This window comes from Paludibacter sp. 221 (assembly GCF_010501035.1).
Taxonomy (GTDB): Bacteria; Bacteroidota; Bacteroidia; order Bacteroidales; family Paludibacteraceae; genus QVMH01.
This window is the reverse complement of record NZ_QVMH01000046.1, coordinates 39,111-51,129: the sequence shown is the minus strand read 5'-3', so window position 1 is coordinate 51,129 and position 12,019 is coordinate 39,111. Positions and strand designations below refer to the sequence as shown.

At 40.9% G+C, this 12,019-nt stretch carries 9 protein-coding genes; 6 read left to right on the top strand and 3 right to left on the bottom strand.

The features are described 5' to 3' along the window. The 5 genes from D0T49_RS10195 to D0T49_RS10175 all read left to right on the top strand — a co-directional run. A partial coding sequence (locus tag D0T49_RS10195; protein ID WP_239057057.1) for a fibrobacter succinogenes major paralogous domain-containing protein occupies window positions 1-1,159 on the top strand: 1,159 nt, incomplete at its 5' end. A gap of 561 nt (window positions 1,160-1,720) precedes the next feature. Further along, window positions 1,721-2,914 carry a bifunctional phosphopantothenoylcysteine decarboxylase/phosphopantothenate--cysteine ligase CoaBC gene (coaBC, locus tag D0T49_RS10190; RefSeq protein ID WP_163631036.1) on the top strand — a complete coding sequence of 398 codons (1,194 nt, stop codon included), beginning with the start codon at window positions 1,721-1,723 and terminating at the stop codon, window positions 2,912-2,914. Window positions 2,915-2,963: 49 nt separating this feature from the next. Next, a complete protein-coding gene (locus tag D0T49_RS10185) occupies window positions 2,964-3,863 on the top strand; it encodes a DUF4835 family protein (protein WP_163631034.1) in 900 nt (299 codons plus the stop codon). A gap of 109 nt (window positions 3,864-3,972) precedes the next feature. Then, window positions 3,973-5,625 carry a DNA repair protein RecN gene (recN, locus tag D0T49_RS10180; RefSeq protein WP_163631032.1) on the top strand — a complete coding sequence of 551 codons (1,653 nt, stop codon included), beginning with the start codon at window positions 3,973-3,975 and terminating at the stop codon, window positions 5,623-5,625. 13 nt (window positions 5,626-5,638) lie between these two features. Next, window positions 5,639-5,842 (top strand): hypothetical protein, encoded by a 204-nt coding sequence (locus D0T49_RS10175; protein ID WP_163631031.1) that lies wholly within the window; start codon window positions 5,639-5,641, stop codon window positions 5,840-5,842. A gap of 547 nt (window positions 5,843-6,389) precedes the next feature. Here D0T49_RS10175 and D0T49_RS10170 read toward each other — a convergent pair. From D0T49_RS10170 to lysS, 3 genes are all read right to left on the bottom strand, one after another. Then, window positions 6,390-7,733 (bottom strand): glucose-6-phosphate isomerase, encoded by a 1,344-nt coding sequence (locus D0T49_RS10170; RefSeq protein WP_163631029.1) that lies wholly within the window; start codon window positions 7,731-7,733, stop codon window positions 6,390-6,392. A gap of 232 nt (window positions 7,734-7,965) precedes the next feature. Continuing rightward, window positions 7,966-8,961, bottom strand: coding sequence for an NAD(P)H-dependent glycerol-3-phosphate dehydrogenase (locus D0T49_RS10165; protein WP_163631027.1), 996 nt, complete (start codon window positions 8,959-8,961; stop codon window positions 7,966-7,968). A gap of 126 nt (window positions 8,962-9,087) precedes the next feature. Beyond that, entirely contained in the window at window positions 9,088-10,812 is a 1,725-nt protein-coding gene (gene lysS / locus D0T49_RS10160) for a lysine--tRNA ligase (protein WP_163631025.1), read from the bottom strand. Between the two features lie 248 nt (window positions 10,813-11,060). On the opposite strand from lysS, the gene D0T49_RS10155 reads away from it, so the two are divergent. Continuing rightward, window positions 11,061-11,873, top strand: a complete 813-nt coding sequence (locus tag D0T49_RS10155; RefSeq protein ID WP_163631023.1) for a glycogen/starch synthase — start codon at window positions 11,061-11,063, stop codon at window positions 11,871-11,873. Window positions 11,874-12,019 lie beyond the last annotated feature (146 nt).

The following is a 12,019-nucleotide window of genomic DNA, read 5'->3' as shown; positions in this document are numbered from 1 at the left end:
TCAGCGTAATGCCTTATCGGTAAGTGGTAAAGATTTAGCTAAGGGTTTAACTATTTACAACACTACCACTAACTGTACCGACACATGGAACGGTACTGCATGGATTTCGAACTGTGGTGATAACGTAGCTCCACAAATTACTACTCAGCCTCGTGCTTTCAACTGGAAAGAAACCGCTGGCGCAGGTACTCTATTAGGTATAGGTACTGACGCAGCTACCATAAGCGTAACTGCTACCGGAATAGCTCCTCTTGCTTACCAATGGTACGAAATCACTGCTAACACCAATACTGCTCCTGCTCCTATAACTAGTGCAACAGCCGCAACCTTTACTCCCGACTTATCTGCTTCGGGTATGCGCCGTTACTATTGCCAGGTTACCGATGCTAATGGCAACAGTGTAAACAGCGATATAGCCGAAGTGGCTGTAGGCTGTGGTGCTAAAACCGTAAGTGGTGGTTGGAGTACGTTTATGTGCTACAATCTTGGCGCTACAGTTACAACTATTGCAGCTCAAAAAGCAACATCAAGTGTTGTATATAGTTATGGCGGTAGTGGTGCAACTCCCAATAATATGAAGCTTTCTCCTGTTTACGGTGACTTATACCAATGGGGTCGTAAAACTGACGGTCACGAAAAACGTGCAAGTACGGCTTCAACTACAACTGCTCCGGTTGCTGGTCTGACAGCAGGAACGAATACGTTCCTTAAAATTGCTGCTTACCCTTACAACTGGACATCTGCTCCTACCGCCGACCTTAACTGGCGTAACCAAAAAAACGCAACTTACGACCCATGTCCTACAGGTTGGCGCGTTCCTGCTCAAGGTGAATGGAGTGATATCTTCCGTGGCGGTTCTGCTCCCGGTGCCAAATCTACTGCCGTAGCTAATATTTGGGAGTGGTATTCTACTGGTGGTACTAATGGTTACGAGATCAAACCTGACGGTGAAACCACTACTTTATTTTTGCCCGCCGCCGGCAACCGCAGCCATTATAATGGCGAGTTCTACTCCGTAGGCTCTCACGGCATCTATTGGAGTGGTAGCCTTAGCAGTGCGTACTCGCTCAACCTGTACTTCAATGCTAGTAACGTGTCCCCTGCGACCCAGTACTCCCGTTCGCACGGCTTAAGTGTACGGTGTATCTCAGAATTATAATATCTTATTTGTTCAGAAAAAAGAAAGATATAAGCTAATTCCGAAAATATATTTGTTCTGCAAAACTCGTTTGGTGAATTTAAGTCATCAAACGAGTTTTATTTTTTGTCATGTACTGAGTGTTTTTTATTATCAATGATTAAATTAATAAGTGCGTTAAATGTTTTTTTGGAGATTGAAATGTCGTCCATGTGCTCCGTAGGAGCATAAGTTTGGTAACAGTATATAATAACGGGCATTATTCGTGCCGTAGGTACGAAACTCTTGTTGTAAGTAGCGTCGTACTCTATGGTACGCAGAGGCAGTGCTAAAAACAGCCATTACCAAACTCTCGTCCCTATGGGACTTTAAATAATATTTAAATCGAATAAACGATATCTTTCTGTATATTGCTATGAAATAGATAATTACCGAAAACAATTGCGTTTTAACGCATCGGTAGTAGTTTACAATTATAAAATTTAATTGTAATTCAGAATCGTTTATATTTGATACATTTTTGTACTTTTGTATGTTCGGCGTGTATGTTGTTACGCCCTATAAAAATAAAATAAGAACAATATGCTTCGAGGAAAAAAGATAATATTAGGTATAACAGGCAGTATTGCCGCCTACAAATCGGCTCAACTTATAAGGCTCCTTGTGAAAGAAGGGGCCGAAGTTAAAGTAATAATGACCCCACTGGCTAAGGAGTTTATTACACCCCTTACTTTGGCTACATTGGCAAAGAATCCGATTTTGGTTGATTTTTTCGACCCTACCAATGGAAACTGGAACAGTCATGTTAGCTTAGGGCTTTGGGCCGATGCTTATGTCATAGCTCCTGCTACAGCCAATACCATAGGCAAAATGGCAAACGGAGTGGCTGATAATTTACTGCTTACTACTTATTTGTCGGCAAAGTGCCCTGTGTTTGTAGCTCCTGCTATGGATTTGGACATGTTTGCACACACAGCCACGCAACGCAATATAAAGGCGTTGTTGGACGTGGGGAATCATGTGATAGAGCCTGCTGCGGGTGAGTTGGCAAGCGGATTGGACGGCAAGGGGCGCATGGAAGAGCCTGAAAATATTGTGCGTTATCTCGACGATTTTTTTACTCCTAAAACATTATCCGGAAAAAAAATACTAATTACTGCCGGCCCCACATACGAAAAGATAGACCCCGTACGTTTTGTAGGTAACCATTCGTCGGGCAAGATGGGTTTTGCTATTGCAGAGGAATTGGGTAGGAGGGGTGCTGATGTGACCTTGATAACAGGTCCGGTACAACTAAAGACCGTTCACCGCAACATTACACGCATTGATGTACAATCGGCGGAAGAAATGTATAATGCTGTAACCGAAAGCTTTAATGAAATGGCAGGAGCGGTGTTGTGCGCGGCAGTTGCCGATTTTACTCCGGTCGAGAATTCGGATATAAAACTTAAACGGGGAAAAGATGCCTTGAAACTGGAACTGAAACCCACTAAGGATATTGCAGCCCACTTGGGAACAACAAAGAGGGACAATCAATTTTTGGTAGGTTTTGCACTCGAAACAAATAATGAGGAGCAAAACGCGTTGGAAAAAATGGAGCGCAAGAATCTGGATTTTATCGTTCTTAACTCGCTGAAAGACGACCGGAGCTGTTTTGGTTACGATACGAATAAAATTACGATATTAAACCGTTCGGGTTCGCGAAAACAGTTCGATCTGAAATCGAAAGTACAAGTTGCCGAGGATATAGTAGATGAAATAGAGTCTTTATTTTAAAAACATAAATTTTACTAAAGTCAGAATTGTTGCTGACGTATTATTCAACATGAAATATAACATTATTATAATTATTTTTCTATTTGTATCGGGAAGCCTGTTTACGCAAGAACTGAATTGTAAGGTAGAAGTAAAATCAGACCAGATAGAAGGGAGCAATAAGGCTGTTTTTACTGCCTTGCAAAATTCAATAACTGAGTTTATGAATACCCGCCGCTGGACAGAAATGAACTTTAATGCTCAGGAACGGATTGTCTGCAACATGACATTTATTGTAAAATCGTACGATGAGGCGGCAAACAGAATGAATATGGAGCTAACCGTACAGTCGAGCCGTCCGGTTTATAACTCAGGTTACAACTCTACTTTGTTGAACTTCCGTGATACGGAAATAGAAATTGACTACAAAGAATTTGACCAGCTCGAACTGGTAGAAAATACTTTTGTGTCGAACCTGACTGCCGTTCTGGCTTACTATGCTTATATTATCATAGGTTATGATATGGATTCTTACTCGCGCCTTGGGGGAACGCCATTTTTTCAGGCGGCGGAGAATATAGTCCTATCTGCACAGTCGAGCGAGTTTAAAGGCTGGCGTGCCGAGCTTGCCAACTCAAAAAACCGTTACGCGCTGGTCAACAATCTGATGGATGAGGCTTTCAAGAAATACCGTAACTATTTTTACGAGTATCACCGCTTGGGATTGGACGAAATGAGTGCAAATGTGACGAATGCACGCGCACGAATTGCCGAAGGGCTTCCGGTATTGCGCGAAGCCAACCGCGCCCGCCCATCAGCCGTAGTTATCAATACATTTCTTGATTCAAAGAAAGATGAATTGATTAATATATTTTCCGAAGCTACGACGGAAGAAAAGCAACGTGCGGTAGAAATATTATCCGATGTAAGCCCCACACGCTCGGCTGAATGGGAGAAAATCATGAAATAAGATAAATAGTTACAAGAAAGATTTTAGAGCCAAGAATCAAGACAGATTATCTGATAATTGAGAACAAAACATAGAACATTCGTTTTTAATAGAATATTAATATCGTAAAATGCTCAAGTCACTTCATATTTCCAACTACGCTTTAATCTCGGATTTAGAAATTGATTTTTCCACTGGTTTTTCCGTTATCACGGGCGAAACTGGTGCCGGAAAGTCAATTATTATCGGGGCACTATCACTCATTTTAGGGCAACGTGCCGATAGCAGGGTGATAAAAGAAGGAGAACCGAAATGTTTTATAGAGGCTTACTTTGATATAAAAGCCTATAATCTTGAACCTTTTTTTGTGGAAAATGAGCTTGATTATGATGTTGATAACTGTTTTATCCGCAGGGAATTAACTGCTAACGGAAAATCGCGGGCATTTGTAAACGATACGCCCGTATCATTAACCCAACTGCGCGACCTAAGCAGCCGGCTTATAGATATACACTCGCAGCATGAGAATTTATTACTCTCGAATGAGCTTTACCAACTCAATGTGGTTGATACCATTGCTCAAAATTCAAAATTACTGGCTGCTTATAAAGACAAATATACAGATACCCGAAACTTGCAGCAAGAACTTGCAAAGCTCAAAAAACAGGCAGCACAGCAAACTGCCGATTTGGATTATGTACGGTTTCAGTTTCAGCAATTGGAGGAAGCAAAACTCGTTGACGGTGAACAGCAAGAACTGGAGCAGGAATTGGAAACGCTTAGCCATGCGGAAGAAATAAAAACAGAATTGCTGAATGCGGGGCAGTTGCTCTTGGGCGAACAAATGTCGCTCTCGCTCATTAAAGAATCGGTAAATGCTGTAAACAAGATAAAAGATTACATAGCCGGAGGAGCAGAGTTGGCTGGGCGTATTCAGTCTGCTTATATCGAACTGAAAGATATTGCCGACGAAATAAGCGGAATAGAAGAGCATATCGAATTTAATCAGGAACGCTTGGAGAGGGTCGAAAGTCGTTTGAGCGATTTGTATGGTTTCTTTAAGAAACATCAGGTTGATTCAGTAGCCGAACTAATCAATATACGTGATGAGTTTGACAAACGCTTACAGCGAATTGAATCTTTTGATGATGATGTAGCTGCTTTGGAGAAAAAAATAGAAGTTTCGGAGAAAGAGCTGAGTAAAGTGTCCGATGAACTGACAAAGAGCAGGAGAGAAGCTGCAAAGCCTATTGAGGGATTTTTGATAAACCAGCTTTCGCAGTTGGGTATGCCGAATATCCGGTTTCAGGTTGAGATAAAACCTCTGGACGATTATACTGAAAATGGGAAAGACAGTGTAGTATTCCTGTTTTCGTCCAACAAAAACAAGAGTATGCAACCTGTAGTTCAAATAGCTTCGGGAGGTGAGATTTCGCGCCTGATGTTGTCGATAAAATCGCTGATTGCCAACCGTGCGGGACTGCCTACTATTATATTTGATGAAATAGACACAGGTGTGTCCGGCGAGATAGCACACCGTATGGGCGAGATTATGAAGCAAATGAGTGCTGATATGCAGGTAATTACCATTACCCACCTCCCACAGATAGCCGCAAAGGGTAATGCCCACTATAAAGTGTATAAGGATGAGAGCGGCGACCATGCTCAGACATTTATAAAACAACTGAACACTGAAGAGCGTACAAAAGAGATAGCGCAAATGCTTAGCGGCGACCAAATAACCGATGCTGCTATAAAACAGGCTGAACAACTTCTACAATAAACTACAAAATAAAATGTCATTTGTCCTTTCGGATTTCTTGGCAAGCCAATGGAACAATCCGCTTGCGGTGCGAACAAGTTCGAGCGGTAATCCGAAAGTTATTATTTACGGATTTTTTTTTAATCAGTTGTGGTCGGAAGATTTTTTCGCCACGAAGTGGCAGGTTATTTTAGCCCAACGGCAAAGCGAAGCGTCGCCTTGGGTTAAATCAAATTAACCATTCGGCACGCTGAAAGCGCAGGTTAAACTTAACTTGGGCTTACATCCCTTAAAATCAGGATTATTCTAACGCCTAAAATTTTCCGGCCACGACTGATTTTAAATCCGTCATTAAAATCTCATCGGATTGCAAATCCGATGATACAGAAAGTTTTTAGTACCTGAAAATCATTTAGAGCATAAAACAAAATGCCCGGAAATAGCTGATAAAACAACTTTTCCGGGCATTATATTTTTGCTCTTTAAAATTTTAATGAATATCCGTTTTAGTAGTGCCTAAGTCTTTTCTTCTCCCGACCGACCTTGTCCGGTGAGCCGAAAAATAAGAGCAGACGGCGTTACAAAATCGTCCCTGTTTGAGCGACAAAGGAGCGAGTTTGGAAGATTTTAGCCGTCAAACGCTAATTTTTCGTGCGAAGCGGGCATAGTCTTGATTTTTTTGCTTCATTTTTGCATCAAGGCAAAAATGAAGTAGGGTTATAGGGGCAAAGCCCCTAAAAAATACTTATTTATCAAATAGGTAAAATAACGGATTATCGTAAAAACTATATTCTTGCTTTTATAGCTTTGGTTTCTTCTTCGTATCCCGGTTTTTCGAGCAAAGCAAACATGTTTTTCTTGTATGCTTCCACTCCCGGTTGGTCGAATGGATTTACTCCTAATACATAACCGCTGATTCCACAGGCTCTTTCGAAGAAATAGAGTAGTTGACCTAAATAATATTCGTTAAGTTTTGGAAGCTCAATCTTAAGATTAGGTACGCCACCATCTATGTGGGCTATCATTGTACCCAATTCGGCCATTTTATTTACTTCGTCAACGCGTTTTCCGGCCAAGAAATTCAGCCCGTCCAGATTAGCGTCATCATTAGGGAATATCTTTTTGTAGTTCGATTCTTTTACTGATATTACAGTTTCGAAAATGGTACGTTCGCCATCCTGAATCCATTGTCCCATCGAGTGCAGGTCGGTTGTGAAGTCAACCGAAGCTGGGAAAATACCTTTTCCTTCTTTCCCTTCACTTTCGCCGTAAAGTTGTTTCCACCATTCCGAAATGTAGTGTAACTTTGGATGGTAGTTTACCAGAATTTCAATTTTCTTTCCTTTGTTATACAGCTCGTTCCTTACTGCTGCATACTGTGCTGCCGGATTTTCGGCAAAAGGAGTGTCTATGCCACATAGTCTTTCCATCGTAACAGCTCCTTCCACTAATTTGCGGACATCAAATCCGGCTACGGCAATGGGTAGCAGCCCTACAGGAGAAAGCACAGAGAAACGTCCTCCGATATTATCTTCGATAATAAAGGTTTTATACCCCTCCTGAGTAGCCAATGTGCGCAGTGCTCCACGGGCTTTGTCGGTAATACAAACAATCAGTTTTTTCGAAGCTTCTTTGCCTTGCTGCTCTTCCAGCTGGGTTTTTAGTAAACGAAATGCCAAAGCTGGTTCGGTAGTTGTTCCCGATTTGGATATAGAGATTATTCCGAACTTCTTGTTTTTCAGCAGCTCTTGCAATTCATAAAGGTAGTCTTCGCCTATGTTTTGCCCTGCATATACTACTACGGGAGTTTTACGTTCGGTTTGCAGCCAGTCGAAACTGTTCGAAAGTGCGTCTATCACCGCTTTTGCTCCTAAATAACTGCCACCAATGCCTATAACTACAACAACTTCACAATTCTCTTGCAGAATTTTAGCTGTATCTTCGATGTCTTTCAGGTGGGCATTGTCAATAGACGAAGGTAAGTGCAGCCAGCCAAGAAAATCATTCCCTTTACCTGTCCCGTCTTCTAATAATTTGTTAGCAGCCTCTACTTTGGGTTGATAACCGGCAACAGCCTCTTTTGATACAAATCCGAAAGCCTTGTCGATTGATAGTTTGATATTTTCCATTTGTTTTATAGTTTTTGTTTATTAGTTTAGTTTTATCTTCAGTTTTTTGTGTAGAACAACAGAGCAATATGGAGCAAAGGAGCAATGAATACCTAAAATACATCCAAAATTCTTTTGTTCAACTTTATTCTATATTCATCTTTTATTTGAGTACAAATAAAAAAGACAAGGATAATATTCTGTTCGGATATTATTTTTCCTCGTCTTTATTTCCGTTCAAATTCCTGCTGTTTTATTTCAGCTTTTCTGCTAATTTTTTTATTTCGACAGTAGGAGAGATACGCTCGTACAATATCCTGTAAACTGCATCTACAATAGGTATATTTACCTGATATTTTTCGTTTATCTCATATATACATTTAGTAGCATAATAGCCTTCGGCAATCATTTCCATTTCTATCTGGGCTGTTTTTACCGAAAAGCCTTTGCCTATCATCGTTCCGAAAAGTCGGTTGCGGCTGAATTTAGAATATGCCGTCACCAGCAAGTCGCCCAAATAAGCCGACTCTACTATATCGCGGTGCAATGGGTTGGTTGCATTGCAAAAATGCTTCATTTCGTGCAGCGCATTTGCAATCAGTACTGCCTGAAAGTTGTCGCCATATTTCAGCCCATGGCATATACCTGCGGCAATGGAATAGATATTCTTCATTACCGAAGCATATTCTATGCCCACAATGTCGTCGCTTATTGAGGTGTGGATATAATTGTTGCTCAATCGTTGTGCCAGTACACGGGCATTCTCGCGCGAACTGCAACCTATGGTAAGGTATGACAAACGCTCCAACGCTACTTCTTCCGCATGACAAGGCCCTGCCAATACCGCAATGTTTTCTTTAGGCACGGCATACACCTGCTCGAAAAAATCGGAAAGAATCATGTTGTCGTCCGGAACAATCCCTTTTATAGCCGATACCACAAACTTATTTGTCAGGCTTCGGCGCAATTTCTTCAGGTGCTGTTTCAGGAAAGGCGAGGGGGTAGCGAATATCAATACATCTGACGATGCTACAAGCTTATTAATGTTGCTGGTAAAATTGATGCGTTCTACATCGAATTTCACACCGGTCAGATAGGAAGGATTTTTACCTAAGCGAACGAACTCATCAATCTGAGTTTGCCTGCGCATGTACCAGTTGATGCTATCTTCGTTGGATAATAGTATCTTAGCTATGGCTGTAGCCCAACTTCCTCCTCCAATTATAGCAATTTTTCCTCCTACATTCATAATGTTGTTGTTAGCAAACTTACGTTGTTCTTATAACTAATAAACAATATAAAAAGCCCATAAGTTTACAAATTTATATATTTTCGCCGTGTAACGTGAATTTTTTAGCATAATTTAAACCCCGGTTTACTTTGCTTTGGCTATCCATTCGGCCACCTCTTCTTTTGTTGGGTTTTTAAGTTCCATTTTATGCTTTTTGTTCAGCCCGCATATATCCTGATGAAATTTATTAGGATTTAAATCTTTCAATGCTTCTACAGTCTGGATACCTGCTTTCTGCACTACAGCAACCCATTCTTCGGGGATACCGATAGCAATGAACGCTTCAATGCTATCTTTTTTAGCTCTTTTCTCAGGTTTCATTTGCGGGAAGAATAATACTTCCTGAATTGTAGTCTGTCCTGTAATCAACATGGCTAAGCGGTCCATACCGATTCCCATACCTGAGGTAGGAGGCATGCCATACTCCAACGAACGGACAAAATCCATATCAATAAACATAGCTTCATCGTCGCCCTTTTCGCTAAGTTTCAGTTGTTCCTGGAAACGTTCCAACTGGTCAATAGGGTCGTTCAGTTCCGAGTAAGCATTTGCCAGTTCTTTGCCGTTTACCATCAGCTCGAAACGTTCAGTCAGTTCCGGATTGCTGCGATGACGCTTGCAAAGCGGGCTCATTTCGATAGGGTAGTCTGTAATGAACGTAGGCTGGATATAATGGTGTTCGCATTTTTCGCCGAAAATTTCATCAATCAGTTTACCTTTGCCCATCGTTTCGTCGACTTCAATACCGAGCTTTATACAAACTTCTCTTATTTCATCCTCGTTCATTCCATTCAGGTCGTAACCCGTATGTTCTTTAATAGAGTCGAGCATGGTTACCCGCGCATATGGCGTTTTTAGGCTGATTGTTTTATCGCCTACCTGTACTTCGGTAGTGCCTCTTACGTCCAAACATACTTTTTCCATCATCTGCTCAGTAAATTTCATCATCCAGTTGTAGTCCTTGTAGGCTACATATATTTCCATTACCGTAAATTCAGGGTTGTGAGTACGATCCATACCTTCGTTACGGAAGTTTTTTGAAAATTCGTAAACCCCCTCGAAACCACCAACGATTAATCTTTTCAAATACAATTCGTTAGCAATACGCAAATACAACGGAATATCCAACGCGTTGTGGTGCGTTATGAAAGGACGCGCCGAAGCTCCGCCCGGTATTGATTGCAATACGGGAGTTTCAACTTCCACATAACCGAAAGAGTTGAAATAATTCCGCATGGATTGATACATTTTCGTACGTTGCAAGAAAACGTCTTTTACTCCTTCGTTTACCACTAAGTCGACGTAACGTTGGCGGTAACGTTGTTCGGGGTCGTCAAAAGAGTCGTATGCCACACCATCTTTATATTTTACAATAGGCAGTGGGCGCAACGACTTGCTAAGTACTGTCAGTTCCTGCGCATGTATGCTTATTTCGCCCATTTGAGTACGAAAAACAAATCCTTTTATACCGATGTAATCGCCTATATCCAGCAGTTTTTTGAAAACGACGTTATACATTTCAGGCTGCTCTTCGGTGTTTATATCGTCGCGGCTTATATATATCTGAATACGTCCTTTAGAGTCTTGCAGTTCTACAAAAGATGCTTTTCCCATTATACGGCGGCTCATTATACGGCCTGCTACACATACCTGTTTCGAGGTATCTTCGTCTTTAAATTCCGACTTTATATCAGTTGAGAATGCATTGGTAGGATACTCTGCTGCGGGATATGGATCAATACCCATATTGCGTAATTCACTCAGGCTCTGACGTCTGAATATTTCCTGTTCGCTTAATTCAATACTCATAGTGCTTGTATAATCAAAATTTTGGCAAAATTACAAAAAAAAGGTGAAACTCGGTCAACAATTAAACATTGGTTGAAATATAATAGCAAAAATAAGGTGGCGAAACAGAACTAAGCCTTATTACAAATAGTTTGATGAAGCAGTATTTTTAATTTTTAGCAGGTAAAAGTCTTGCTCATATCCCGTTTTTTTTTTATATCTTTGCAAACGGAAATTGAAACTCCTTTTAAGGAGGACTAAAATCAAACATGAAGAAAGTAAAAAAAGTATTGTATATTTCGCAGGAAATATACCCCTACCTACCAGAGACACCAATGTCTAACATGGGAAGATTTCTTCCGCAGGCAGTTCAAGAGCGAGGTCGCGAAACCCGTACTTTTATGCCGAAATTCGGCTCCATCAATGAACGTAGAAATCAGCTTCACGAAGTTATACGCCTTTCGGGGATGAATTTGATAATAGATGATACCGATCATCCGCTGATTATCAAAGTAGCTTCTATCCAGTCGGCACGCCTTCAGGTGTATTTTATCGACAATGAAGATTATTTCCAACGCAAAAATACAGTTGCGGACGAGGATGGACAAGAATATGAAGACAATGATGAACGTATTATTTTCTTTGCCCGCGGTGTGCTCGAAACTGTGAAAAAACTACGTTGGACACCCGATGTTATTCATTGTCAGGGCTGGATGACAGCTTTGGCTCCTTTATATATCAAAAAGGCTTATAGCGACGACCCGTTTTTCAACAAGTCGAAAATAGTGTACTCCGTATTCGATGACGATTTCAAACAACCGTTGCGCGACTCTTTTAAGCAGAAAGTTTTGATAGATGGGGTAGAAGCATCTCACCTAAATGGATTTAAAGAAGCAGACCCTGATTATCTGTCGCTATCGAAACTGGCAATTGATTTTTCCGATGCCGTTATTCAGGCAAGCCCCGAAGTAAATCCACACGTGATTGAATATGCTAATACGAAGAATAAAAAGGTGCTGGGCTATCAATCGGCCGAAACTTATGCTGACGCGTATGTTGAGTTTTATGATAGTTTGATATAAAATATTTTTCAGTGTCATATAAACAAAGCATGTGGTTTTTGATTTAGGCTGTTAGGTGATAAATCAGAACTGAATTTCAGGGTAAAATCAAAAATCTGAAAAGAACACTTAAAAGCATAATTCAATATGGTTTTATATAAAAAATA

What these genes read in the sequence shown, in the direction of transcription:
- coaBC (WP_163631036.1), top strand. Translation starts at nt 1,721, where the DNA reads ATGCTTCGAGGAAAAAAGATAATATTAGGTATAACAGGCAGTATTGCC.
- D0T49_RS10185 (WP_163631034.1), top strand. Translation starts at nt 2,964, where the DNA reads ATGAAATATAACATTATTATAATTATTTTTCTATTTGTATCGGGAAGC.
- recN (WP_163631032.1), top strand. Translation starts at nt 3,973, where the DNA reads ATGCTCAAGTCACTTCATATTTCCAACTACGCTTTAATCTCGGATTTA.
- D0T49_RS10175 (WP_163631031.1), top strand. Translation starts at nt 5,639, where the DNA reads ATGTCATTTGTCCTTTCGGATTTCTTGGCAAGCCAATGGAACAATCCG.
- D0T49_RS10170 (WP_163631029.1), bottom strand. Translation starts at nt 7,733, where the DNA reads ATGGAAAATATCAAACTATCAATCGACAAGGCTTTCGGATTTGTATCA.
- D0T49_RS10165 (WP_163631027.1), bottom strand. Translation starts at nt 8,961, where the DNA reads ATGAATGTAGGAGGAAAAATTGCTATAATTGGAGGAGGAAGTTGGGCT.
- lysS (WP_163631025.1), bottom strand. Translation starts at nt 10,812, where the DNA reads ATGAGTATTGAATTAAGCGAACAGGAAATATTCAGACGTCAGAGCCTG.
- D0T49_RS10155 (WP_163631023.1), top strand. Translation starts at nt 11,061, where the DNA reads ATGAAGAAAGTAAAAAAAGTATTGTATATTTCGCAGGAAATATACCCC.